This is a genomic window from Vibrio sp. 11-4(1), from assembly GCF_013048625.1.
In the GTDB taxonomy this organism is placed as follows: Bacteria; Pseudomonadota; Gammaproteobacteria; order Enterobacterales; family Vibrionaceae; genus Vibrio; species Vibrio diabolicus.
Map to the genome: position 1 here is coordinate 1 of NZ_VHSY01000019.1, position 24,528 is coordinate 24,528.

The window sequence follows — 24,528 nt, forward strand, 5'->3', positions numbered from 1 at the left end:
GACTTGCATGTGTTAGGCCTGCCGCCAGCGTTCAATCTGAGCCATGATCAAACTCTTCAATTTAAGATTTTGTTCGGCTCAATGAATACTGAACATTACATAAAGTAATGTTTGAATTGACTGTGCTCTTATTGGTTTTTACTTTTAAAAAAGTAAAACAAAACAGCTCAAGGCTGCTTCCCAATTCGAATGGTCACTTCGTTTCATTGAAACCTAATTTGAAACCGAAGTTTCTAATTGGATTATCATCAACGAGTGCCCACACAGATTGATAGGTCTATATTGTTAAAGAGCTTGCTTTGCGAGAAGTTTTTCTCTCAAAGCGGAGGTGCATTCTAGCGATTTAATTGGCAGTGTCAAACACTTTTTCAATTTTATTTTTCGTAGAAGCTTTTTACCTCTCCGACCCTGCTGAAGCCTTATCGCGTCTGCCGTGTCGGTGGATGCGCATTATAGGGAACTCAGATCCGTTCGCAACCCTTTTTTGGAAAAAAATGGGAAAAACCGACTGTTCGATGACTATTTCATCAAAAAAGCAAAAAAGAGGGTAAAAAACCCTCTTTTTCTGCCTCATAAGCCGTATTTAAATGAATGCGTACGCGTCTGCGAACATACGTTCGCTCTTCGCTTTCTTGTTCTGAGTGAACTGTTCACGTGCTGCGCCAGCCATTTCGAATCGACCTGCAATATAGATATCGTAGTTTTCTAAGCTTTCGAAATCTTCACTCACCGCTTGTAGCACGTTACCAACCTTACCTTGCCAATCAGCAGGTGCTTCTTCTACTACTGGAACAAAGTGAACGTTAGTAAACTTATCAGCGATCTCGACCAGTTCTTCTTTTGCATAAAGTTGGCAGTTATCGCGCGCGCCCCAATATAGATAGATAGGGTTGGTTTTGTTCTGCGCTACGCAGTGATCCAGAATCGAGCGCACGTAACTAAAACCTGTACCACCAGCAATTAATAATAGTGGACGTTCACTTTCTTCTTGAACCCAAGCATCACCATGCGGGGCATCAATTTCAATCTGACCATCAGTTTCAAGCGCCGCTTGCATTGCTTCGACAACTTCTTGAGCGTAAGCGTTGTGTTCCGCCGCACCGATATGCAGTTCAAGTTCACCTTCATGACGGCAAGGGCTGCTCGCGATAGAGAAAGGACGTTTGTCTTTTTCACCCATCACTACCATTAGGTACTGACCCGCTTTAAAAGGCACTGGTGATTCTGGGTGAAGAAGGATTTGGTAAGTATTACAAGCTAACGGCTGAATAGACTTTACTTTACATTGGATGGTCATGGTGTTCCTCTCGCTTACTCATCAAAAGTAAGCACTAAATTACTTTCTGTATAGGCTTGGCAAGGGAATATCCAACCTTGCTGTTGCTCTTTTTCGGTTAGCATCGGTTCGAGGTGGTAATTCACCTCGCCCGTTAGCTTTTTACACATGCACATGGCGCAAGCGCCAACTTGGCAACGGTGTGGGAAGCGAATATTGTTGTTGAGCGCAGCTTCCAACACCGTCTCCCCTTCTTTTACTGGAAACGTAACGTCCATTGGTAGAAGGTGGACTTGATGACTCATAGAATACCTAACTGGTCCCAAATCTCATCGACTTTAGCCACAAGTTTAGGATCTTTTTTGATAGGCGTACCCCACTCGCGCGTGACTTCAGATTCGAACTTGTTGGTCGCATCCAATCCTAATTTGGATGAACTCTCAGTATTACCACGCACTTGAGTTGTGTCTCTATCTGGGTCCATTCGAGTTGTTACAGCCCAAATGATGTCATTCCAATCTCGTGCATTGACGTCATCGTCGCACAAGATAATGAATTTGTTATCCGCGTACTGAGCAAAGAAACCCCATAGATATTCCATCAATTCTTGAGATTGACCAGCTTGATCTTTCTTCATGGTCACGACAGCAAATTGGTTGTTTGCTGCAGCTGGTAGATAGACGTCAACAATCTCAGGGCGTTGCTGTTTTAATGCATCCAGATCCGCTTCGTTAATCGCTTTATTGTCACGCTCAGTAACCTTGGTTCGTGTCGCGAGTTCAGCATCCCATTTAATGGTCGCATCTAAACCCATCTTGGAGCCAAGACCGACCACAGGTGAAGCAAAGTCGAGCGAGTCGATTGGCGTGTTATCTATCATCAAGGTATCACGTACTGGGTCCATATGCTCTGACATGGCTTTCACGACATCATTCCAATCTCGTGCATTTACCGATTCATCGCACACAATAACAAACTTGGTGTACATGAATTGACGTAAGAAAGACCACACGCCCATCATTACGCGCTTGGCATGTCCTGGGTACTGCTTCTTCATGGTGACGACTGCCATTCGGTACGAACAACCTTCTGGCGGTAGATAGAAGTCTTCAATCTCTGGGAATTGTTTCTGCAGAATCGGCACAAACACTTCGTTTAATGCCACACCCAATACAGCTGGTTCATCTGGCGGACGGCCTGTGTAGGTGCTGTGATAAATAGGGTCTTTACGCATAGTAATGTGCGTAATGGTAAACACGTGGTGCTTTTCTTTTTCGTTGTAGTAGCCAGTGTGATCGCCATAAGGACCTTCATCAGCAAACTCGTTCGGGTCGATATAGCCTTCCATCACGATTTCAGCGCTCGCTGGCACTTCCAAATCATTACTAACTGACTTCACGACTTCAGTTTTGCTGCCACGTAGTAAACCTGCAAATGCGTATTCCGATAACGTATCTGGCACTGGCGTTACTGCGCCAAGAATGGTTGCGGGGTCTGCACCAAACGCAACCGAAACTGGGAAAGGTTTACCTGGATTGGTTTCCATCCAATCACGTAGGTCAAGCGCACCACCACGATGAGCTAACCAACGCATTATGATTTTGTTCTTGGCGATTTTCTGTTGGCGGTAAATACCTAGGTTCTGACGTTTCTTGTTTGGACCTTTGGTCACGGTTAAGCCCCACGTAAGCAGTGGTGCAACGTCTTCCGCCCAGCAACTCATTACCGGGATTTTGTCCAAGTCGACTTCATCACCTTGCCACACAATCTCTTGGCACGATGCTTTTCTTAAGCGCTTGGCTGGCATGTTCAATACTTGCTTGAACACTGGCAATTTTTCCAATGCGTCTTTGAAGCCTTTTGGTGGCTCAGGTTCTTTCAAATAAGCCAGCAGCTTACCGACTTCTCTTAATTCTTTAACATCTTCACGTCCCATACCAATCGCGACACGCTCTGGTGTACCAAATAGGTTGGTCAAAACAGGTACGTCGTAGCCAATTGGGTTCTCAAACAACAGCGCAGGTCCACCAGCACGCAAGGTGCGGTCACTGATTTCTGTCATTTCGTAAGCGGGGTCGACGGGGTGAGCAATGCGTTTAAGTCGACCTTTCTGTTCTAGGTGGTCGATAAATTCGCGTAAATCCTTAAAACTCATAGGCCTTCATGACTGGCTAATTAAACTGTCCGCAGTATAACAAATAGGAGGACGCTAAGATCCTCCTATTTTGTGTGGGTATGTGAGCCAGATTACTTTAATACTTGCTCTATCTGCCGGGTCTTCACTTGATGGTTGTTAGAGACTAACTCTTCCAACCAGGTTTGATGCCCTTGCTGCGCCAGCTCTCGAGCGACCATGGTAGCTTCTTCCGATAGTGCCATTTTGCTCACTAGAAACTGTTTCACTTGCGGAGATAAAGGGTTGGATTTTGTGAGTAGACTAATGGCTTCTGGTTTGAGTGACGGATTGACGGTGGAGTTCATCAATTGCTGAATTGAAAAAACGTCCCCAACCGTAGCTAAACGCTCGAGTTCGGACTGGCTGTTGTAATCCGCTCTCATCCGCCAGAGTAAGTTGTACACTTCCTCATCTTGACTTACTTGCGCTAATCTCACGATCACGGCTGTCGATGGTAGCCAACTGGTCACATTCGCTTTGGTTAACTGAGTGGTTAATGCGGCAAGCGCATGCGGTGATAAGCTGTCCAACTCTCGAATCAAAAGTGCTTCACGCGCCTGAGCTTGTTGAGATTGCCCTGTAAGCCATTGCTTTAAGTCGAGCTCTTTTCGCTCAGCTTGTAGTACAAAGTCCAAGGTACTTTGGTCTTGCTTCCAACGCTTAATCAAGCGGCTCGCAATGGCAGGAAAGTTAAAGGCAGGTACACTAAACTCATACCCGTCCCCTCGCTCTAGAACCTGATAAGTAGGAGTCATACGGATCTGAGACTCAACAAACAGAGCCATTCTAGGCGTGAGAATGACATCTTGCTTCTCAAGCTTTTCCAATAACCGAAAACGCACGACCTCTTGTTGAGGTAAAGCTAGTCGATCAAGGGCAAATTTAAGCGAGTCGACTTCATCCCTGACAACGTAATCAAGCAGTTCAGAGACTTTAGCCTGTATTTGAGTATCCTGAAGCCACTGTTCTACTACAGACTCCTGCATTTCCTTGGCAGATAACGTCGCGGGTAGTGTGATAAGTGACAAGCTCAGGAGTAATGACGACAACATTCCTTGTTGCATGTTAACCTCCCGATAACATTTTCCTCATTCTGATGCTTCCATCGGGAGAAAGCAACAAAAAAGCCACCGTTAACGGTGGCTTTTTTAGAATAAGGACTCAGCTATTACTGACGACGCATCGCATCGAAGAACTCATCGTTGGTCTTCGTCATCGCTAGCTTATCAATGAGGAATTCCATCGCGTCGATTTCGCCCATTGGGTGAACGATCTTACGCAGAATCCACATTTTCTGTAGTTCATCAGTCTTCGTCAGTAGCTCTTCACGACGTGTACCTGAACGGTTGAAGTCAATCGCAGGGAATACACGCTTCTCAGCAATCTTACGGTTCAAGTGCAGTTCCATGTTACCTGTACCCTTGAACTCTTCGTAGATAACTTCATCCATCTTAGAACCAGTATCTACTAGTGCCGTTGCGATGATCGTTAGGCTACCGCCCTCTTCAACATTACGTGCTGCACCAAAGAAACGCTTAGGACGGTGTAGTGCGTTTGCATCCACACCACCTGTCAGTACTTTACCTGATGAAGGTACTACGGTGTTGTAAGCACGAGCGAGACGAGTGATAGAGTCAAGCAGGATAACCACGTCTTTCTTGTGTTCAACAAGACGTTTCGCTTTCTCGATTACCATTTCCGCTACTTGTACGTGACGAGATGCTGGCTCATCGAAAGTCGACGCGACTACTTCACCTTTAACTAGACGCTGCATCTCTGTTACTTCTTCTGGACGTTCGTCGATAAGAAGTACCATCAACTCACACTCTGGATGGTTGTATGCGATGCTTTGAGCAATATTTTGCAGAAGCATTGTCTTACCCGCTTTTGGCGGAGCAACAATCAGACCACGTTGACCTTTACCGATAGGCGATGCCAAATCTAAAACACGTGCTGTGATGTCTTCTGTAGAACCGTTACCACGCTCCATTACCATGCGTTCATTTGCATGTAGAGGGGTAAGGTTTTCAAATAGGATCTTGTTACGAGCGTTGTCTGGTTTGTCGTCGTTAACGGTATTGACTTTTAGAAGGGCAAAGTAGCGTTCACCGTCTTTTGGTGGACGAATTTTACCAGCGATAGAGTCACCAGTACGTAGGTTAAAGCGACGAATCTGACTTGGTGATACGTAGATATCGTCCGGACCCGCAAGGTATGAACTATCTGCACTGCGTAGGAAACCAAAGCCGTCTTGCAGAATTTCCAGAACCCCATCGCCAAAGATGTCTTCGCCGCCTTTAGCGTGCGCTTTTAAAATCGCGAAGATGATGTCTTGTTTTCTTAAGCGAGCTAGGTTCTCTAATCCTAAGCTTTCGCCCAGTTTTACAAGGTCAGACACAGGTCTGTTCTTCAGTTCGGTAAGGTTCATGGTGGTGGATTCTTGTTTAGTCAAAATAAGATCTGTTTTCTAGTTAAGATGGATTTGGTCTCAGGATCGACCAAGAAGAGAAATTTGTTCAATTAACGCGCGATAAGTTAGCACTAATTAGTATTCTAGTCCAGAGTTAGAAAAACAAAACCGTGCGTTGTTACTTTGCACGGTTTTATCTGTAATCACTTGGTGATTATAAGTTTGCGTCCAAAAACTCTTTTAGTTGAGTTTTAGACAGAGCACCAACTTTCGTTGCCGCTACGTTGCCGTCTTTGAATAGCAGTAGCGTTGGAATGCCGCGAATACCAAACTTAGGTGGTGTACCTGCGTTATGGTCGATGTTTAGTTTACCGATAGTGAGTTTGCCTTCGTACTCGTCTGCGATTTCGTCCAGAATAGGAGCGATCATTTTACAAGGACCACACCATTCTGCCCAGAAATCCACTAGAACCGGGCCTGCAGCGTTGATTACATCGTTTTCAAAACCGTCATCAGTTAGCTGCAAAATCTTATCACTCATCTTCCACTCCAATGTGTTTTTCGAAACTGGTTGGATGATAACCAGTAATTAGATGCCCTATTGGAATGTATTTACTTTCGTATTGCAAGCTTTAGCTGATATTCTATAGCCATGAAAAAGACGCATATCACAGAGCAAAAGTTCGCCGATTTGGGCTTAAAGCCCCAAGTTATTGAAGGATTGGACAAAAAAGGGTTCGAATTTTGTACCCCTATCCAAGCCTTGGCGTTGCCGGTCCTGCTCACCGGCCAAGACATCGCAGGCCAGGCCCAAACGGGTACTGGTAAAACGCTCGCGTTTCTTACTGCTACATTCAACCACCTTCTGACGACACCAGAGCATGAAGGTCGTAAGCCTACGCAGCCACGCGCAATCATTATGGCGCCAACACGTGAGCTTGCTATTCAGATTTATAATGATGCAGAAGCACTAACTGAGAGCACTGGTCTAAAAACCGCTTTGGCTTACGGTGGTGAAAGCTACGATAAGCAATTGAATAAGCTGCAAGATGGTGTCGATATTCTGATTGGTACGACAGGTCGTATCATCGATTTCTACAAACAGCGCGTATTCAATCTTAACAACATTCAAGCCGTTGTTCTGGATGAAGCCGACCGCATGTTCGATCTTGGCTTTATTAAAGACATTCGCTTCTTGTTCCGTCGTATGCCTGAACCAAAAGAGCGTTTGAACATGCTGTTCTCAGCGACGCTTTCTTACCGTGTTCAAGAACTGGCATTTGAGCACATGAACACTCCTGAGCATGTTGTGGTAGAGCCAGAACAGAAAACTGGTCACCGCATTCAGGAAGAACTTTTCTACCCTTCTAACGAAGATAAAATGGCCCTCCTTCAAACTTTGATTGAAGAAGAATGGCCAGATCGCGCCATCATTTTTGCGAACACGAAACACAAGTGTGAATCGGTTTGGGGTCACTTGGCTGCCGATGGACACCGTGTCGGTCTTCTTACTGGTGATGTACCGCAGAAGAAACGTGAAAAGATTCTTGAGCAATTCACCAAAGGTGATGTCGACATTCTTGTTGCAACTGACGTTGCTGCGCGTGGTCTGCACATTCCTCAAGTGACGCATGTTTTCAACTATGACCTTCCTGACGACTGTGAAGATTACGTTCACCGTATTGGCCGTACCGGTCGTGCTGGTGCAAGCGGTCACTCGATCAGTTTTGCTTGTGAAGAGTACGCAATTAACCTGCCTGCAATCGAAGAATACATTGAGCACACTATCCCAGTTTCAGAATACGATTCGTCAGCGCTGATCCAAGATCTGCCAGCGCCAATTCGTATGCGTGCGCCACGCAACCAACAGCGTCGTACGAATACTGGCGGTACTCGTTCAGGTTCAGGTAACCGCAAGCCGCAAGGACGTCGTCCGCGCCAACCGCGTCAATCGGCACCAAAACAATCGTAAAAGGAAACTGAGTTCGTTTATGAGTCAAGCAGGATCATCGCCGCTATACGCCGCCATCGACCTCGGGTCGAACAGTTTTCACATGCTCGTTGTGCGTCATATCGATGGCAGCGTTCAAACAATGGCTAAAATTAAGCGCAAGGTTCGTCTAGCCGCGGGCCTAGATGAACATAATTCTCTTAGTATGGAAGCTATGCAGCGAGGATGGGACTGCTTAAGTCTATTTGCGGAACGCTTGCAGGACATTCCTAAACAAAACATTCGTATTGTAGGCACAGCCACTTTACGTACCGCCACGAATGTAGATGTGTTTCTGGAGAAAGCGAACCAGATTCTTGGTCAACCAATCGACGTTATCTCCGGTGAAGAAGAAGCGGCCACTATCTATAAAGGTGTCGCACACACTTCTGGAGGCAGCGGTCGCCGCCTTGTTGTCGATATCGGTGGCGCAAGTACAGAACTCATCATCGGTGAAGGTTTCGAAGCCAAAGCACTGACTAGTTTAAAAATGGGTTGTGTGACTTGGCTGGAAAACTTCTTTAAAGATCGCCAGTTGAATGCGCGTAACTTTGACGCAGCAATTGAAGGCGCGAAGCAGACAATCCAGCCAATTCTAGAGCGCTATACTGAAATCGGTTGGGATGTGTGCGTTGGCGCATCAGGCACCGTTCAGGCATTGCAAGAGATAATGCTAGCGCAAGGTATGGACGAAGTAATCACTCACTCCAAATTGAAACGCCTGCAGAAGCAAGCCATGTTAGCCGATCATTTAGAAGAGCTCGACATTGAAGGCTTAACGCTTGAACGTGCGTTAGTGTTCCCTAGCGGCCTATCTATTTTGATTGCCGTTTTTGAATTACTGGAAATCGACGCGATGACACTCGCTGGCGGCGCACTACGTGAAGGCTTAGTCTACGAGATGGTTGAAGAGCTACGTCAAGAAGACATCCGTGCTCGCACAATTGCCAGCGTACAAAATCGTTATCAGCTCGATCACCAATACGGTGAACAAGTTGCGACACTGGCAAGCAAACTGTTGGAGCAAGCCGGCGGCGATGAGTGGATTACGGAACCTCAAGGCAAGATATTGCTTGAAACCGCCGCAAAGCTGCATGAAATCGGCTTAACGATCGATTTCAAAAAAGGCGGTGAGCACAGTGCTTACCTACTCCAGAATTTGGATTTACCTGGCTACACTCGCGCGCAGAAGTTCTTTATTGGTGAGATTGCCCGTCGTTATCGAGAACAACTCACCTCACTGCCTGAGCAACACGCGTTATCAGGCTCAAGTGCCAAGCGCGTACTGCGGTTGTTGCGCTTAGCGGTGTTGTTGACTCACCGTCGCAACCAAAACTTAGAGCCAAACGTCGTATTAACGGCTGAAGGTGACAACCTAACATTAAACATTGATGCGCAGTGGCTAGCGGCCAACCCGTTGACCGCCGCTGAGCTAGAAATCGAATCCAACCGTCAAACTGATATCGGTTGGCCATTAACGATTACCTCTGATTAATGGTTGTTATCCCATGACAAAGGCTCCTTCTGGAGCCTTTTTAATACCCGTTATTATCCTATGTACAACTCATAGAGTTTTGAGACACCGATGATCTAAATACTCATTTCGCTGTACATTTGCTTTAGAAACAACAAAGCCGCTATTAAAAGCGGCCTTGTTGCTATTAACTGATGAAAACTATGCCGTCGTAGTGACTTTAAAGTTAGGGTTCACTGCCGTTAGCTTCTTAATTAAGTAATTCAGTAGTACGCCGTACATAGGCACAAACAGACCAAGACTAATCACTAACTTAAAGCCGTAGTCCACCAGCGCGATTTCCGTCCAATGTTCCGCCATAAATGGATCTGGACTTTGGTAGAACGCAATCGCGAAGAAGGCGATGGTATCCAGTGCATTACCAAAAAGCGTTGAACACGTTGGGGCCACCCACCACTGTTTCATTTGACGTAGGCGGTTGAACACGTGCACATCCATAATCTGACCAAGTAGATACGCCATGAAGCTAGCAATCGCGATACGAGCAACGAATAAGTTAAATTCCCCTAAGTGACCAAAACCTTGGAACTGCCCCTCGAAGAACACCACCGATAAGAAGTAAGAGACAGCCAAAGCAGGCAACATTACTAAGAAAATGATCTTACGCGCCAACTGAGCACCGAAAATACGTACGGTTAAATCCGTCGCAAGGAAAATAAATGGGAAGGTGAATGCCCCCCAGGTGGTATGTAAGCCAAAGATAGTAAACGGTAGCTGAACTAGGTAATTGCTGGATGCAATAATGACTAGGTGGAATAAAACCAGATAGATAAGGGCGTTGCGCTGCTGCGCAGGGGTAAAGTTACTCATGCGATACCTTTTTAGTTTGGTTTGGGGGCGAGGGAACCCAAATCGAGCGTTTTCTACAGAGAAAAGCACTCTTACCAACAATGTAAAAAATGACGATTAAACTAGCTTAACTCATTCAGAGTAAAGCGGTGGGCGATTATACATTAACCAATTTTACTCACAAGCGGTGTTTTATACGCAAACGTTTCTTCGCGAACATCACGTCAAAACCAAGGGCTTTGATGCAAAAATAAGAAAGGGTGTTTCATGTGAAACACCCTTTAAAGAATAGATAACTTGAATTTAGAAGCCGCGTTGGAACAATCCGGCTAAATAGTCGAGCTCTTCCCTACTCTCTTCTATTGTTAGCGCTTCAAACCAAATCGCTTCGCTGTAGTGCTCCGCTTTCATAAATAAGCGGCAGCCTTCAAAATCGATCAACCAAGAGTGAATATCCGCATCCCACTGTTTTTCTACCACAGACGCAGATAATAATCCCACCAAACGCTCACCCAGTGCCGGAAAAGTATCGAGGTCGAAGCTTGGAGCGATAATAATAAGACGCCCTTCTTCAACAATGTAATCAGCGAGACCAAATTCCTTGTGCATATGGATTCCTTATCCGTGGTGAGTAATGTGTTCTTGGATCAGATCCAAGAATGGATCGGCGTATTTTTCTAGTTTACGTTGACCAACGCCACTAACCGCTAACATTTCGCCGTATGACGTTGGCAGCATTTCTGCCATATCAATCAAGGTCGCATCACTGAATACCACGTATGGTGGCAAACCGTCTTCATCGGCGATCGACTTACGTAGCTTACGTAATTTGGCAAACAACTTCTTATCGTAGTTTTTGCTGGTCAGTTTATCCGACTTCGCGGCACGTGCTGCGGTATCTAAACGTGGAACTGCAAGTTCTAAAGACACATCACCACGTAGTAATGGACGTGCTTCTTCGGTTAATTGCAACGTCGAGTTACGAGTGATGTTTTGAAATAGCAGCCCTTTATGAATTAACTGGCGGAAGATACTTACCCAGTAATCATGGCTGTGATCACGACCAATGCCGTAAGTCGAAATTTTATCGTGGCCATGTTCGCGCACACGAATGTTTTGCATCCCACGCAGCACCTCAACCACATACGTCATACCAAAACTTTGGTTAACGCGGTAAACACACGACAACGCTTTGCGCGCTTCTTCGGTCGCATCAAAGTGTTTTGGTGGGTCCAGGCAGATATCGCAGTTACCACACGGCTTTTCGCGATACTCTCCAAAATAGTTGAGCAGTACCTGACGACGACAGGTTTGCGCTTCCGCAAAAGCACTCATCGCATTGAGTTTGTGGCTTTCTACCTGCTTCTGCGGTCCATCATCTTTTTCATCCAACATACGACGCAACCAACTGATGTCGGCTGGGTCATACAACATCATCGCCTCGGCAGGCAGGCCATCTCGCCCTGCTCGACCAGTTTCCTGATAATAGGACTCGATGTTACGTGGAATATCAAAATGCACAACAAAGCGCACGTTTGGCTTATTGATACCCATGCCGAATGCAACCGTCGCAACGACGATTTGAATGTCATCACGTTGAAAAGCTTCCTGAACGTAAGCTCGCTCTTCAGTATCCATCCCTGCATGATAACCAGCAGCGCGGATATGGTTGTTGCATAGCTTCTCGGTCACCATTTCAACTTTCTTACGACTGCCGCAATAAATAATGCCGCAGCTTCCCTTTTGGGTGGCTAGATAGCGAATGATTTGAGAAACCGGTTTGTGCTTTTCTACCAAGGTGTAACGAATGTTGGGACGATCAAAGCTTCCTAGATACACCTGAGGCTCATGTAAGCGTAAGCGTTCTAGAATATCACGACGCGTCGCATCATCGGCAGTGGCAGTGAGTGCCATAAAGGGCACATGCGAAAAGTGTTGCTTTAACTGACCTAACGCCGCGTATTCTGGGCGAAAATCATGTCCCCACTGAGAGATACAATGTGCTTCATCCACGGCGATCATAGATAAGGGTAAGTTTTCTAAACGCTCAATAAAGTCACGCATTAACACGCGCTCTGGCGAGACATACACTAGCTTAAGCTGACCAGAGTGCATGCGATTATACACACTCAGTAGCTCTTCTCGATTCATGGTCGAGTTCACACACTCCGCTGCTACACCATTGGCTTTCAGTTGATCAACTTGGTCTTTCATCAATGAAATCAGCGGTGAAATCACCAAGGTAATCCCTGAGCGCACTAACGCCGGAATTTGGTAACAGAGAGATTTACCGCCACCAGTCGGCATGATGACCAAGCTGTCTTTGCCTTCGATAGCGGCTTCAATAACTTCTTGCTGACCATCACGAAACGTCTGGTAACCGAATACTTCCTCCAACACACGTTGAGGCGTTACAGGCGTATCTGATTGTTCGGCTAGCAAGGTGGAGGTCATGAATAATCTCAGATTGAGTGATCGTAGAAATGCTTTTGCATGCCCAGGCACACAAAGTGAGGGCACATTGTAATGGGGTTTCGTGGTGAATAAAACCGCAAATTGCTAGGTGTTTCGCATCACGACTCGTATACTGATTTTCTGCTCTATAAACACACAATTAGGTGACACCTCATGACACCAGAAGACGAACAACAACGCGCTCGGCAAGGTATCTTGCTGGCGATTGGTGCCTATACCATGTGGGGCATTGCGCCGATGTATTTTAAATCCATCGCACAAGTATCCCCTTTGGAGATTCTGAGCCACCGGGTGATTTGGTCTTTCTTTTTGCTTGCCGCACTCCTTCACTTTGGCCGTCACTGGCGCTCGGTTTACTACATCGCGAAAGACAAAACGAAGATCGCTTACCTGATCGCAAGTTCTGTATTAATTGGCGGAAACTGGCTGATTTTCATCTGGGCGGTCAATTCCAATCATATGCTTGACGCGAGCTTAGGCTATTACATTAACCCATTAATCAATGTCTTGCTCGGCATGGTCTTTTTGGGAGAGCGACTTCGTAAGTTGCAATGGTTTGCTGTCGTATTAGCGGGCTGTGGTGTACTGGTCCAATTGATTGTATTCGGCTCCGTGCCCGTTGTTGCGATGGCGTTAGCAATGAGTTTCGGCTTCTATGGCCTCTTAAGGAAGAAAGTCAGTGTCGATGCAAAAACAGGATTGTTTATCGAAACATTACTCCTTCTGCCTGTCGCCGCCGTGTATCTGCTGTTTATTGCAGAAACCCCAACGTCGAATATGCTCACTAACCCGTTAGCATTAAATAGCTTGTTGATTGCAGCAGGTGTGATTACCACACTGCCCCTGCTTTGTTTTACGGGTGCGGCAACAAGACTCAAATTATCAACGTTAGGCTTTTTCCAGTACATCGGCCCAAGCTTGATGTTCTTACTGGCAGTACTGATGTATGGCGAACCCTTTACCATGGATAAAGCGATTACCTTTGCTTTTATTTGGGGAGCGCTAGTCGTATTTAGCTTTGATGGACTGCGCAACAACCGTCGCTCACGCCGAATCGTTCAGCCACAGTGATCGTTTTTTACAAGACAAGTTAGAAATTGCCAGATAAGCTTGGTCACAATGTGACCAAGCTTTTTTTTTGTATGTAATGGAACAGATTCAATACTACGCAACCGACCATGATCAGCTGAGCCTGATCGAGGCGAAATACCAGAAGTTTGCTTTTCAAAGGCACTATCATCTGGATTTTCACCTCGGTCTAATCACGCATGGCACGCAAAAGTTCCAATATCAAGGCTGTAGCCATCAAGTGGGTCATGGGCAAATCGTAATTATGCCGCCAGATGAACTGCACGATGGGCACTCTAAGCTCGAAAGTGGCTATGAAGTGAATGTATTTGCGATCGAGCCGCGCCTACTCAGCGATCTTGCCGATCTTAGTCAAAATGGTCAAATAATCCGCTTTAATGAATTGATCATCTCAGATCCACAGATATTTTCACAACTTAGTAACTTGCATGCTCTTCTTCGCCGCGATAACCTCAGCCAACTCACCAAAGATTGCCTTCCTTTTGAAGGATTTAATCAACTTTTTGATCGCTACGGATCACTCGCGAGGCAAAAAGTGGTCCCTCTTGGGAAACAGTCTTTGCATACCTTAAAAGATTACTTAATGGCGAATCTCGACCAAACGGTTCGTTTAGATGCACTATCAGAGCTCTGCCAACTGAGCCCCACGCAGTTTCAACGCCATTTCAAAGCGCAAACGGGGATGACTCCCTACGCTTGGTTTGCTCGCTTGCGATTAGAGCAAGGAATGAAACTACTCCAAGCAGGATGGTGTGGTACAGACGTCGCCTATCAAGTGGGCTTTTATGATCAGGCCCACTTTAGTAAAGCGTTTAAACAAACCTATGGCGTCTCGCCTTCACAAGTGGCACGCTAATATCTCATACGCTGTGGTATTCAGTACTGCTAGTTTTTTACAAGCACTAGCGAATAAGAATTACGACAATAGCTCATATCCACTATGTTTTGAGATGTGTTATGAATGAATCGACTATCCTTTTAACGCTTGCCAGTATCCACTTCATTGCCTTAATGAGCCCAGGTCCGGATTTTGCGCTTGTGGTACAAAATGCCACCCGTCATGGCCGTCAAACTGGCTTATACATTGCGCTTGGCTTATCAGTCGGTATTTTGCTGCATTCTTTATTCAGCCTAACGGGGGTGAGCTATTTAGTTCACCAGCATCCTCTGCTCTACTCCGTCTTACAATTGCTTGGGGGCAGCTATCTGTTGTATTTGGGTATCGGTGCACTGCGCGGCGTGATCGCGACGATCAAAAACCCACTTTCTTATCAGCCAAGCAAAAACAGTAACCTTGTGATCGGTAATAAACGTCAGGCGTTTACCAAGGGGTTCGCAACCAATATTCTCAACCCCAAAGCCTTAGTATTTTTTGTGAGTTTAATGTCGAGCCTTGTCCCAGTGGGCATGTCGGTGACAGGAAAAGGAATTGCTCTGGTGATTTTGTTTGGTTTGTCGCTACTCTGGTTTTCTAGCCTTGCATGGATGCTGTCAACGCAGCGCTTGCAAACAAGATTGCAGCAAGCAGGCATTTATATAGATGGTTTATGTGGTGTGGTATTTACCCTAGTTGGCAGCAGTATTTTAGTGCAAACCTTCCGCTCCTTTCTCGATAACTCTCTGATTTAAAAGCGTCGCACACTCGACATTTCTTTAATAGGAAACTCGACGACTATCTCCGTGGCTGCCAAGCTGAATAACCTTAGTTGGCAACATGGAGAGTCATCATGCAATGGACATTTAACCGACTCGTACTCTCGGGTCTTTTTCTTACTTCCCCTTTCACCTTCACTGGACAAGCCTTCGCTAACCAAGCTGCAGATTCGGTCGCACCAGAGCACAGCACTGGCATTGAGCAAAAGCAGCTGGTCAAAGCTAAAGATTATATGGTTACCGCTGCTAACCCACTGGCGACTCAAGCGGGTGCAGACGTACTTGAGCAAGGCGGGAATGCGATAGATGCCATGGTCGCGGTGCAATTGATGCTTGGCTTAGTTGAACCCCAGTCATCAGGTATTGGTGGCGGTGCGTTCTTAGTGTATTGGGATAGCGAAAAGCAAAAACTGACCACTTACGACGGGCGTGAAACCGCCCCCCTCGCCGTAACGCCAAAGCTATTTTTAGATGAGAACGGTCAGCCATTGCAATTCTACGATGCCGTGGTTGGTGGACGCTCTGTCGCAACACCAGGCACCGTGAAACTATTGTGGGATACCCACCAGAAATACGGCAAGCTGGAATGGAAAAAGATCATTCAACCTGTTATCTCGCTTGCGGAGCAAGGATTCAAAGTCAGTCCTCGCCTAGCAAGCTTGATAGAAAAAGACGCCGAGCGTTTATCACGCTTTCCAGTCACAAAAGCCTATTTCTTTAACTCGGATGGCTCGCCAAAAACCGAAGGTACGCTATTAAAAAACCCTGAATACGCACAAACACTGAGTGCTATTGCCAAGCAAGGTGCTCAAGCCTTCTACCACGGGGATATCGCCAGAGACATTATCAAGACGGTACAAAACGCGCCGGGTAACCCCGGCGTATTAGCCCAACTCGACTTTGATACCTACCAAATCAGACAACGTGAGCCGGTTTGTGCAGCATACCAAAGCTATGACATTTGCGGCATGGGACCACCAAGCTCTGGCGCGCTCACCATTGGTCAGATTTTGGCGATCACTGAACAGTACGATCTCAAAGGCTGGGGTGCTAACAGCATTAAATCTTGGCAAGTACTCGCCGATGCATCGCGTCTAGCGTTTGCTGACCGTGGTAAATACATGGCAGACCAAGATTACGTGCCGATGCCAACTCAAGGCTTGCTTGATAAAAGCTACCTCCAGCAGCGAGCAGAGCTGATCCAAGTCGGCAAAGCACTAAGCAAAGTTGAAGCAGGCAATCCTCCGTGGTCGCACGCAATGAATTTAAGCATGGACGAGTCCATTGAACTCCCTTCCACCAGCCATTTCAATATCGTCGATAAGCAAGGCAATGTGGTGTCAATGACGACCACCATTGAGAATGCGTTTGGCTCGCGCTTAATGGTGCGTGGCTTCTTGCTCAATAATGAACTGACCGATTTTTCTTTCCGTACTCATAACGACGGAATTCCAATCGCCAACCGTATAGAGCCAGGCAAACGTCCACGATCTTCAATGGCCCCAACCATTATGATGAAAGATAACAAACCTTACATGGCAATAGGCTCTCCGGGTGGCAGTCGAATCATCGGTTACGTGGCGCAAACCATCATTGCCCACACGCAATGGGATATGAATATCCAACAAGCTATCAATCAACCACGATTACTCGACCGTTTTGGCACCTTAGATATTGAGCAAGGTACCGCGGCAGAAGGCTTACAGCCAGAGCTGGAGAAGATGGGCTTTAAAACCAATGTTCGTGATTTGAATTCTGGACTGCATGCGATACGCATAACAAAAGATGGACTAGAAGGTGCCGCAGATCCTCGTCGAGAAGGAGCAGCAATCGGCAAATAGGCCTGTTTTGCTCGACTCCTTGTGCGAGATCTCTCACAAGGAGTGGAGCAAACCTCTCTTTTTTAATGGTAAAACAGCCCACAAACAAACATAAGATATTGAATAATATAAACATGTTTATTTTTCAAACGCTTTTGATTGAGAAAAATGTGGGCTTCGGCCATTGTTGAGAATCGTGAAGAGCGTAATATGAACCTTGTCGGAAGGATGCTGACACGGAACAGGAAACACCACGGATTTGGTGGACTTCAGGAAGAAGAAACGGGTATTCAGGATGAATAGTCGGGCATGGATTGCAAAACTGGACATTGAACGGAATCAATAGTAACTAGGACGGTTGCTACTAAGGACGGAAAATGGACACCTCTGGACGAGGAAAGGACTGAACATCAGGATGATGTCATGGACACCGCTCAGGGAACAAGTGATGAGAGCTAACGAGGATGGTTAGCAGACCAGGATAAGGTCAAGGACACCGCTAGGAAGGCGACGAAAGGATTAAGCTGAAGGAATGCAGCACGCTATCAAGGATTTGATGCATGGAGCACTTTTAGTAGCTGGATTGCTGCGAGTAAGACTATAACCCCGACGGGCGTAAGCCCTCGGGGTTTTTCTTTGTCTAAAGATAAGCGATTTAGACTAAACTCCTTTTCGAATAGCGTCATTTAGTTCCCTATCTTTCAGCATTTTGTTGATTCAAAACAGCCAAAACAGAAAGAGCCACCGAAGCAGCTCTTATGTTTATTTTTTCACAAAGCCCTACAGCTTCTCCAGTCTCGCGTAAGCGGTGACTAACCATTTAATGCCTTCACCATTGAAAGCAATCTGCACTCGGCTTTGTGGGCCACTGCCCTCAAAGTTGATGATCGTTCCTTCACCAAATTTCGGATGCATCACACGAGAACCTAGTGAAAAACCAGTCTCATTGAAGTTTTCTTTTACTGCGGTTTGGCTAAAACGTCCACTACTTGAAGGGCGACTCACTTGCGCCTTCATGCGCACTTCATCCAAACACGTTTCTGGTAATTCACGAATAAAGCGCGATGGTTTGTGGTATTTGTCCTGGCCATATAGGCGACGCATTTCCGCGTAAGTAATGTAGAGCTTTTGCATCGCGCGCGTCATGCCCACATAACACAGACGGCGCTCTTCTTCCAAACGCCCTGCCTCTTCAGCGGACATCTGGCTTGGGAACATACCTTCTTCCACACCGACCATGAATACCAATGGGAATTCCAAACCTTTCGCACTATGCAGCGTCATCAGTTGGACTGCATCTTCAAATTCGTCCGCCTGACCTTCGCCCGCTTCTAGAGCCGCATGTGTTAAAAATGCCGTCAGCAGAGACATTTCTTCCGCTTCTTCTGGTTTTTCGAATTGGCGAGTGGCGGTAACCAGCTCCTCCAAGTTTTCTATGCGAGCTTTAGACTTTTCGCCCTTCTCTTGCTCATACATCGCAAACAAACCCGAATACTTGATCACGTGGTCCGTTTGCTCGTGCAATGGCATTTCTAGTGTATCGTCTTCCAGCGCGGTGATTAATTCGACAAAACGACTTAACGCACCAGCTGCTCGACCCGTTAATACTTGCTCATCGAGCATTGCCAGACTGGCTTCCCACATAGTGCACCCTCTATCACGAGCTGCACGACGGATAGTCTCTAGCGTCTTATCGCCCAGACCACGTGTTGGGGTATTCACGACACGTTCAAACGCGGCATCATCGTTGCGATTCGCCATCAAACGCAAGTAGCTCAACGCATCTCTGATTTCTTGACGCTCGAAGAATCGCATGCCTCCGTAAATACGGTACGGTAAGCCTGCCTGAATTAATGCTTCTTCCAAAACACGAGATTGCGCGTTGTTACGATACAGCATCGCAGCATCATTCAATGCGCCGCCATTCTCTTGCCACTCTTTGATTTTATTGACCGCAAAGCGCGCTTCGTCAAGCTCGTTATAAGCGCTGTAAACCGAGATCGGCTCTCCCACATTGCCATCCGTCCACAGCTCTTTACCCATGCGTTCAGTGTTGTTCGCAATCAAGGTATTGGACGCTTCAAGAATCGTCTTGGTCGAACGATAGTTTTGTTCGAGACGAATGGTGTTCACGCTCGGAAACTCCAGCGTGAACTTCTCAATGTTCTCGACTTTTGCACCGCGCCAACCATAAATTGACTGGTCGTCGTCACCAACAATCATCACGTGACAATCTGGGCCAGCCATCATGCGTAGCCAAGCGTATTGAATGTTGTTGGTGTCTTGAAATTCGTCAACCAAGATATGCTTAAAGCGTGCTTGGTAGTGTTCACGCACAAACTTGTTGTCACGCAGTAGCTCATGCGCGCGCAGCAAAATTTCTGCAAAGTCCACTAAGCCAGCACGATCACACGCTTCTTGGTAAGCGGTATACAGCTGCAAATAAGTTTTGGTCACTGGATCGTGATAAGCGTCGATATGCGATGGGCGTAACCCTTCGTCCTTCTTACCATTAATCCACCATGAAACTTGGCGTGCAGGCCACTGCTTTTCATCCAAGTTTTGTGCTTTGATCAAACGCTTTAACAAGCGCTGCTGATCATCGCTGTCTATGATTTGGAAATCTTCCGGTAGCTTGGCATCAAGATAGTGTGCACGCAAAATGCGGTGACAAATACCGTGGAAAGTCCCATTCCACATGCCAGATGCACTGCCCATCATCAACTCTTCAATACGACCACGCATTTCTGCTGCCGCTTTATTAGTGAAGGTGACCGACATGATCGAGAAAGGAGAAGCTTGCTCGACTGACATAAGCCAAGCGATACGGTGAACAAGAACGCGAGTCTTACCACTCCCTGCACCAGCAAGGACAAGTAAGTTTTCTAGAGGAGCTGCAACGGCTTCACGCTGTTTATCGTTTAGACCGTCGAGTAATAGAGATGGATCCATCATGATGAGCTACTGGTTATTTATACATAAAAACCGATTATAACCTAAACAGCTGGGTGCTGTTTAGACAAAACTTGATAAAAAATTCGCTGTTTTTTTAATCTTTCATTCAAAGAGTTAACGAAGGTAATCACTCCAAAACCATTCGCGAGAGTTATTTTTATGAAAGTTTTTCTGCCTCATCTCTATCTTTTAATTTAAGCAAGTGGATAAAGGTTGTACGCCAAACGGCGAATCGACTTGCCGAATGAAAGTAAAAGGAAATCACTCAGAGGAAATTATGATGAAAAAATCGAATCTTGCTGTTACTGCTGCTGTTACTGGCCTTCTTGCTCTTGGTGGCACCATGCTCACCGCAGCCCCTGCTGTCGCAGCAGAAAAAGAAAAGTGTTATGGCGTGGCGAAAGCCGGTAAAAATGACTGCGCAACGAAAAACAGCTCTTGCGCGGGCACCTCTAAAGAAGACAACCAAAAAGATGCTTTTGTTGTCGTTCCTAAAGGATTGTGTGACAAATTGGCTGGCGGTAGCACCAGCGGCTCATAACTCAACATCACAAGTTTCTGTGGGGCGCGTTGCACTTTAACCAACGCCCCCAGTTACTCGCCAATCAGAAAAGGAGTTTCACGTGAAACATCACTCTTTCCATCCTCTTGCTGGCGTCGGATTACGCTCCCCTCATCTCGATTATTTTAGCCAACACAAACCTGAGCTGTCGTGGTTAGAAATCCACAGCGAGAACTACTTTCAGCCCAACTCAGTAGAGCACCATCAACTGCAAGCATTACGCGAGCACTACCACATCAGCTGCCACGGTATTGGTTTGTCACTGGGCTCGGTGGAGCGTGTGAATACGAAACATTTAGCACACCTAAAAGCATTGATAAATACAATTGACCCGCTCTTCGTCTCTGACCATTTAAGCTGGAGTGAAAATGGTGGTCACTACTTCAATGATCTACTTCCCTTGCCTTACACGGAAGAAGCGCTGCAAGTATTCACTCGTAACGTGCTTGAAGTGCAAGAATACCTACAACGTGAAATCTTAATTGAGAACCCATCTAGTTATGTGAAGTTTCACCATTCAACCATCAGCGAATGGGACTTTCTTACCGAAGTGCAAAAGCGCACCGACTGTCGTTTATTACTCGACTTAAATAACGTATATGTTTCCGCCTTCAATCACGGTTTTGATTGCGACACATACCTAGATGCGATTCCAGCCGACAAAGTCGACGAGATTCATTTGGCAGGTTTTACTATTAAGCCGTTGGATAAAGGTGAGATTTGGATTGATACTCATAGCCGTCCCGTCAGTGATGAAGTATGGCAGCTGTTCGTTAGTTGGACACAAAAACACGGCCCTCGCCATACGCTGATTGAATGGGATTTGGATATTCCAGCACCAGAAATCCTCCTTGGCGAAGCAGAAAAAGCGTCCTCACTATTGCAGCAAAGCAATTTAATTGACCAAAAGAGCAAAAGGAAAGCGTCATGAATCTTGCGACCTTGCAGAGTCAATTTGCTAAAGCCCTACATTATCAAGCGCTCGGTGAAGAATGCGACATTGTGAGTGACAAGTTTACCGCAGATGAACGCATACAGATTTACCGCAATAACTTTATCATCAGCTTGAGTGAGGTATTGGCAGCGACCTACCCAATGGTTGAAGCCTTAGTTGGAAAAGAGTGCTTCGATCAAATTGCTCGCCAACACGTACTTTCTCACCCCTTAGCAGAAGGTAATGTCGTACATTATGGTGCTGGCTTTCAAGATACGATTATGCAGTTTAGTCAGGTCATGACCCAAGCCCCGTACACTCCTGAAGTCGCAAGGTTTGAATGGCATATGGACTTAGATCGACAAATACAGAATGAGAAAGTCGAAAAACCAGATCGAATCCCTTTATCTGCACTTACCCAAGTGACGGAAGAACAACAACCTCATTTGGTGTTTCATTTGCGCACTGGCAGCCGCAGCTTTGACTCAAACTACGCCGTATTTGATCTCTTTCATGCGATTCAACACCAAGATTTTGAACAGCTCAATATCAATCAATTACAGCGAGGTGTCATCTCGATTCAAGCCAATGGAGAAGCTCAATGTCACGCACTCGATACCGATGTTTTTCAACTGCTGCAATGTTTAGAGCAGAAGCAGAGTTTGAGCGAAATACCCGAAGCTTTGCTCGTTCACCTTAATAGCATCATGGCACTCGATCTCGTTGACGGCTTTACATTGAAATCAATCTAAGGAGCACTCTATGACGAACACGGTTAAAAACTTAATCAATCGGTACGACGACTTGATCAATACCTTACAAGCTGGCTTTGTCCCTTTACTACTTCTCTTTTGTCGCTTGTGGGTTGCATGGGTGTTCTTCAATTCAGGGTTAATCAAAGTTTCTTCTTGGGATAGCACGCTGTATCTATTCGAATTGGAATACCAAGTGCCACTTTTGCCTTGGGAGTTAGCGGCCTACATGGGAACGACTGCCGAGTTAATTCTGCCAGTATTTTTAGCGTTGGGATTAATTACCCGCCCGATGGCTGCGATTCTGTTTGTGTTCAATATCATCGCGGTCATCTCTTACCCGGTATTGTGGGAAAAAGGGTTCTATGACCATCAATTGTGGGGATTCATGATTTTAGTGGTCATCGTATGGGGACCGGGAGTTATCTCTATTGACCATGTTATAAAGAACAAGTTGACGCGATAAAAAAATCCCCGCAGTGGCGGGGACTTTTTATTGTTTATTTAAGTAAGCAAGAAGCTCATCAGCTGAGATGCCCTGTTGAGCAAGATCTTTTGCCAACAGCTCAACTTGTTCACCTTTGCGCGACTCAATCACTTGCTGGAATTGGTACACGATATCACGCAAAATTGGCAGAGGTACTTGTTTAGCCGCACTACGAATACGCTCGGAGCTTTGATTACCCAGCTCATTAAGCAACTTGCCAAACATCACCTTTTCTGGTGAATCTTCCATTTGCTCTAGAATACGAGCCATTTCATACGTGGTTAACGACATTACTTTTTGAGTTCCGTTATGGTGTCAGGAAAAGTCTGAACGACAAATATACACGCCTTACTTACATTGGAAAATACTAAATTACACTGATTTACGCTTTCGCAAAGCTTGAATGCCAGTTCTTACCTGCTTTTGTAAACAGAACCACTAACGCAGGCAATAGAACCCACATATGAATTGCGATCAGTGTTTGAGGTTCCAAAGATAAACGCTGCAACGTACCAACCAACAAACCAGAGCCACTCATTTGGAACAACCCAAGCAGTGCCGCAGCCGTACCCGCTTTGTCACCAAACGGTTCCAATGCTTTCCCTGCTGCTGCACCCAGAATGAATGCAAAACCCACTGACGACATGAAAATAGGTAGCATGAAAGAAAGCGCGGTATTCTGACCATTCATCACTAGCATGATCACACCTGCGAGGCCCAGAGTTGAGATCCCGGTGACCAAGGTGTTGTGCGTGCCAACGCGCTCCATAAACTTAGGCGCCAACATACATGCCGCAATGTTTATCACCGCATTCACACCAAACCAGAAAGTGAATTCATTCATCGACAGCCCCATCCCCGTCATCAATACCGACGGTGCTGAGGTAACGTAAGCAAGAATAACCGCCATAGCCATCAAGCATAATGACGCATGGAAAACAAAAGATGGTGTGCTAAGCACTGCCCAATAACGGCTGAGCTTAAACACGGCTTGCTTTTCCGTTGATGGGTTAGTCTCTTTCATCATGAAAAACATCAATGAACCGGACACAACGGCAAAGCCCGCCATAAAGCTGAAGTTAGCTCGCCAATCAAATTGCTGAGTTAACCAACTACCTAGAATTGGAGCTAATGCCGGAATAAAACAAATCGCGCCGTTAAGATAGCTTATCATTTTGCCGCTTTTTTCCGGGCCAAAGATATCGCGAACTGTTGCAAAGGCTGCTACCGATGTCGCACACGCACCTAAGCCTTGTAGCAGTCGGGAAACCAACATCCATTCAATATTTTGAGCACTCCACGCCAATAAAGCGCTCATCGCATAGATAGTGATACCGCCCAATGCAACAGTTCGACGTCCGAGTTTATCTGCCAAAGGGCCAGCAAACAGTTGCCCTACACCCATCGCAAATAAGAACCAAGTGATCGTGTCTTGTGCTAGCGCATTATCGACCTGAAAAGTGGAAGCAATAAGAGGTAAAGCAGGTAGATAAATATCAATCGCAAGAGGACTGAAAAGAACCAAAAGGGTCAATAACGCCATCTGTTTTTTACTATTAGAAAACTGGCTAGGCACACAACACTCCGAATTGGATAAAGAACTTTGGATAGAGCTTAATCATCTGA

General features: G+C 46.1%; 22 protein-coding genes and 1 rRNA gene. 10 read left to right on the forward strand and 13 right to left on the reverse strand.

Annotated elements, in window-relative coordinates; translation table 11 throughout:
- From FKN16_RS22615 to trxA, 7 genes are all read right to left on the reverse strand, one after another.
- Nucleotides 1-63: ribosomal RNA gene (locus FKN16_RS22615) — 16S ribosomal RNA — on the reverse strand; the annotation flags it as partial.
- Between the two features lie 520 nt (nt 64-583).
- Nucleotides 584-1,297, reverse strand: a complete 714-nt coding sequence (gene fre, locus FKN16_RS22620; RefSeq protein ID WP_005398442.1) for an NAD(P)H-flavin reductase — start codon at nt 1,295-1,297, stop codon at nt 584-586.
- Nucleotides 1,298-1,311: 14 nt separating this feature from the next.
- A complete protein-coding gene (locus FKN16_RS22625) occupies nt 1,312-1,581 on the reverse strand; it encodes a 2Fe-2S iron-sulfur cluster-binding protein (RefSeq protein ID WP_012841284.1) in 270 nt (89 codons plus the stop codon).
- Entirely contained in the window at nt 1,578-3,431 is a 1,854-nt protein-coding gene (gene ubiD / locus FKN16_RS22630; protein ID WP_170903573.1) for a 4-hydroxy-3-polyprenylbenzoate decarboxylase, read from the reverse strand. The genes FKN16_RS22625 and ubiD overlap by 4 nt, the downstream gene beginning before the upstream one ends.
- Before the next feature lie 92 nt (nt 3,432-3,523).
- Complete coding sequence (locus FKN16_RS22635; RefSeq protein WP_005398448.1) at nt 3,524-4,516, reverse strand: hypothetical protein; 993 nt, start codon at nt 4,514-4,516, stop codon at nt 3,524-3,526.
- A gap of 104 nt (nt 4,517-4,620) precedes the next feature.
- Entirely contained in the window at nt 4,621-5,880 is a 1,260-nt protein-coding gene (rho, locus tag FKN16_RS22640) for a transcription termination factor Rho (RefSeq protein WP_005378757.1), read from the reverse strand.
- A 196-nt stretch (nt 5,881-6,076) separates the two neighbouring features.
- Nucleotides 6,077-6,403 (reverse strand): thioredoxin TrxA, encoded by a 327-nt coding sequence (trxA, locus tag FKN16_RS22645; protein WP_004745500.1) that lies wholly within the window; start codon nt 6,401-6,403, stop codon nt 6,077-6,079.
- Nucleotides 6,404-6,514: 111 nt separating this feature from the next.
- Between trxA and rhlB the strand changes: the two genes are divergently transcribed.
- Both rhlB and gppA read left to right on the forward strand, forming a co-directional pair.
- Nucleotides 6,515-7,834 carry an ATP-dependent RNA helicase RhlB gene (gene rhlB / locus FKN16_RS22650; protein WP_005397003.1) on the forward strand — a complete coding sequence of 440 codons (1,320 nt, stop codon included), beginning with the start codon at nt 6,515-6,517 and terminating at the stop codon, nt 7,832-7,834.
- Nucleotides 7,835-7,853: 19 nt separating this feature from the next.
- Nucleotides 7,854-9,347: a guanosine-5'-triphosphate,3'-diphosphate diphosphatase gene (gppA, locus tag FKN16_RS22655; protein ID WP_046874560.1), complete on the forward strand. Its 1,494-nt coding sequence runs from the start codon at nt 7,854-7,856 to the stop codon at nt 9,345-9,347.
- 180 nt (nt 9,348-9,527) lie between these two features.
- Here gppA and FKN16_RS22660 read toward each other — a convergent pair whose 3' ends face one another.
- The 3 genes from FKN16_RS22660 to recQ all read right to left on the reverse strand — a co-directional run bounded on the left by FKN16_RS22660 (nt 9,528) and on the right by recQ (nt 12,629).
- Entirely contained in the window at nt 9,528-10,196 is a 669-nt protein-coding gene (locus FKN16_RS22660; protein WP_005397008.1) for a 7-cyano-7-deazaguanine/7-aminomethyl-7-deazaguanine transporter, read from the reverse strand.
- 282 nt (nt 10,197-10,478) lie between these two features.
- Entirely contained in the window at nt 10,479-10,784 is a 306-nt protein-coding gene (locus FKN16_RS22665) for a DUF3630 family protein (protein ID WP_104974685.1), read from the reverse strand.
- A gap of 9 nt (nt 10,785-10,793) precedes the next feature.
- Nucleotides 10,794-12,629, reverse strand: coding sequence for an ATP-dependent DNA helicase RecQ (recQ, locus tag FKN16_RS22670; RefSeq protein ID WP_005397012.1), 1,836 nt, complete (start codon nt 12,627-12,629; stop codon nt 10,794-10,796).
- Nucleotides 12,630-12,803: 174 nt separating this feature from the next.
- Here recQ and rarD point away from each other — a divergent pair, with 174 nt between their 5' ends.
- From rarD to ggt, 4 genes are all read left to right on the forward strand, one after another.
- Nucleotides 12,804-13,721 carry an EamA family transporter RarD gene (gene rarD, locus FKN16_RS22675; protein WP_006743075.1) on the forward strand — a complete coding sequence of 306 codons (918 nt, stop codon included), beginning with the start codon at nt 12,804-12,806 and terminating at the stop codon, nt 13,719-13,721.
- Between the two features lie 76 nt (nt 13,722-13,797).
- On the forward strand, nt 13,798-14,595 hold the full coding sequence (locus FKN16_RS22680) for an AraC family transcriptional regulator (protein ID WP_170892945.1): 798 nt from the start codon (nt 13,798-13,800) through the stop codon (nt 14,593-14,595).
- A 101-nt stretch (nt 14,596-14,696) separates the two neighbouring features.
- The gene (locus FKN16_RS22685; RefSeq protein WP_170903574.1) at nt 14,697-15,368 is read left to right on the forward strand and encodes a LysE family translocator; all 672 of its coding nucleotides are present in this window, start codon (nt 14,697-14,699) and stop codon (nt 15,366-15,368) included.
- A 98-nt stretch (nt 15,369-15,466) separates the two neighbouring features.
- The gene (gene ggt, locus FKN16_RS22690) at nt 15,467-17,233 is read left to right on the forward strand and encodes a gamma-glutamyltransferase (protein ID WP_053808982.1); all 1,767 of its coding nucleotides are present in this window, start codon (nt 15,467-15,469) and stop codon (nt 17,231-17,233) included.
- A 759-nt stretch (nt 17,234-17,992) separates the two neighbouring features.
- On the opposite strand, the gene uvrD is transcribed toward ggt, so the two are convergent.
- The gene (gene uvrD / locus FKN16_RS22695) at nt 17,993-20,167 is read right to left on the reverse strand and encodes a DNA helicase II (RefSeq protein ID WP_005397027.1); all 2,175 of its coding nucleotides are present in this window, start codon (nt 20,165-20,167) and stop codon (nt 17,993-17,995) included.
- A 280-nt stretch (nt 20,168-20,447) separates the two neighbouring features.
- Between uvrD and FKN16_RS22700 the strand changes: the two genes are divergently transcribed.
- The 4 genes from FKN16_RS22700 to FKN16_RS22715 all read left to right on the forward strand — a co-directional run bounded on the left by FKN16_RS22700 (nt 20,448) and on the right by FKN16_RS22715 (nt 22,881).
- A complete protein-coding gene (locus tag FKN16_RS22700) occupies nt 20,448-20,708 on the forward strand; it encodes a DUF2282 domain-containing protein (RefSeq protein WP_031780600.1) in 261 nt (86 codons plus the stop codon).
- 82 nt (nt 20,709-20,790) lie between these two features.
- Nucleotides 20,791-21,660 (forward strand): DUF692 domain-containing protein, encoded by an 870-nt coding sequence (locus FKN16_RS22705; protein WP_170903575.1) that lies wholly within the window; start codon nt 20,791-20,793, stop codon nt 21,658-21,660.
- Nucleotides 21,657-22,415, forward strand: a complete 759-nt coding sequence (locus FKN16_RS22710) for a putative DNA-binding domain-containing protein (protein WP_170903576.1) — start codon at nt 21,657-21,659, stop codon at nt 22,413-22,415. Before FKN16_RS22705 ends, FKN16_RS22710 begins: the two co-directional genes overlap by 4 nt.
- A gap of 10 nt (nt 22,416-22,425) precedes the next feature.
- Nucleotides 22,426-22,881 carry a DoxX family protein gene (locus tag FKN16_RS22715; RefSeq protein ID WP_047010213.1) on the forward strand — a complete coding sequence of 152 codons (456 nt, stop codon included), beginning with the start codon at nt 22,426-22,428 and terminating at the stop codon, nt 22,879-22,881.
- A 27-nt stretch (nt 22,882-22,908) separates the two neighbouring features.
- Here the strand turns inward: FKN16_RS22715 and FKN16_RS22720 are convergent, their stop codons facing one another.
- A complete protein-coding gene (locus tag FKN16_RS22720; RefSeq protein ID WP_005397034.1) occupies nt 22,909-23,193 on the reverse strand; it encodes a hypothetical protein in 285 nt (94 codons plus the stop codon).
- A gap of 91 nt (nt 23,194-23,284) precedes the next feature.
- Nucleotides 23,285-24,478: a multidrug effflux MFS transporter gene (locus FKN16_RS22725; RefSeq protein ID WP_005397036.1), complete on the reverse strand. Its 1,194-nt coding sequence runs from the start codon at nt 24,476-24,478 to the stop codon at nt 23,285-23,287.
- Nucleotides 24,479-24,528: the final 50 nt, after the last annotated feature.

What these genes read in the sequence shown, in the direction of transcription:
- fre (WP_005398442.1), bottom strand. Translation starts at nt 1,297, where the DNA reads ATGACCATCCAATGTAAAGTAAAGTCTATTCAGCCGTTAGCTTGTAAT.
- FKN16_RS22625 (WP_012841284.1), bottom strand. Translation starts at nt 1,581, where the DNA reads ATGAGTCATCAAGTCCACCTTCTACCAATGGACGTTACGTTTCCAGTA.
- ubiD (WP_170903573.1), bottom strand. Translation starts at nt 3,431, where the DNA reads ATGAGTTTTAAGGATTTACGCGAATTTATCGACCACCTAGAACAGAAA.
- FKN16_RS22635 (WP_005398448.1), bottom strand. Translation starts at nt 4,516, where the DNA reads ATGCAACAAGGAATGTTGTCGTCATTACTCCTGAGCTTGTCACTTATC.
- rho (WP_005378757.1), bottom strand. Translation starts at nt 5,880, where the DNA reads ATGAACCTTACCGAACTGAAGAACAGACCTGTGTCTGACCTTGTAAAA.
- trxA (WP_004745500.1), bottom strand. Translation starts at nt 6,403, where the DNA reads ATGAGTGATAAGATTTTGCAGCTAACTGATGACGGTTTTGAAAACGAT.
- rhlB (WP_005397003.1), top strand. Translation starts at nt 6,515, where the DNA reads ATGAAAAAGACGCATATCACAGAGCAAAAGTTCGCCGATTTGGGCTTA.
- gppA (WP_046874560.1), top strand. Translation starts at nt 7,854, where the DNA reads ATGAGTCAAGCAGGATCATCGCCGCTATACGCCGCCATCGACCTCGGG.
- FKN16_RS22660 (WP_005397008.1), bottom strand. Translation starts at nt 10,196, where the DNA reads ATGAGTAACTTTACCCCTGCGCAGCAGCGCAACGCCCTTATCTATCTG.
- FKN16_RS22665 (WP_104974685.1), bottom strand. Translation starts at nt 10,784, where the DNA reads ATGCACAAGGAATTTGGTCTCGCTGATTACATTGTTGAAGAAGGGCGT.
- recQ (WP_005397012.1), bottom strand. Translation starts at nt 12,629, where the DNA reads ATGACCTCCACCTTGCTAGCCGAACAATCAGATACGCCTGTAACGCCT.
- rarD (WP_006743075.1), top strand. Translation starts at nt 12,804, where the DNA reads ATGACACCAGAAGACGAACAACAACGCGCTCGGCAAGGTATCTTGCTG.
- FKN16_RS22680 (WP_170892945.1), top strand. Translation starts at nt 13,798, where the DNA reads ATGGAACAGATTCAATACTACGCAACCGACCATGATCAGCTGAGCCTG.
- FKN16_RS22685 (WP_170903574.1), top strand. Translation starts at nt 14,697, where the DNA reads ATGAATGAATCGACTATCCTTTTAACGCTTGCCAGTATCCACTTCATT.
- ggt (WP_053808982.1), top strand. Translation starts at nt 15,467, where the DNA reads ATGCAATGGACATTTAACCGACTCGTACTCTCGGGTCTTTTTCTTACT.
- uvrD (WP_005397027.1), bottom strand. Translation starts at nt 20,167, where the DNA reads ATGATGGATCCATCTCTATTACTCGACGGTCTAAACGATAAACAGCGT.
- FKN16_RS22700 (WP_031780600.1), top strand. Translation starts at nt 20,448, where the DNA reads ATGAAAAAATCGAATCTTGCTGTTACTGCTGCTGTTACTGGCCTTCTT.
- FKN16_RS22710 (WP_170903576.1), top strand. Translation starts at nt 21,657, where the DNA reads ATGAATCTTGCGACCTTGCAGAGTCAATTTGCTAAAGCCCTACATTAT.
- FKN16_RS22715 (WP_047010213.1), top strand. Translation starts at nt 22,426, where the DNA reads ATGACGAACACGGTTAAAAACTTAATCAATCGGTACGACGACTTGATC.
- FKN16_RS22720 (WP_005397034.1), bottom strand. Translation starts at nt 23,193, where the DNA reads ATGTCGTTAACCACGTATGAAATGGCTCGTATTCTAGAGCAAATGGAA.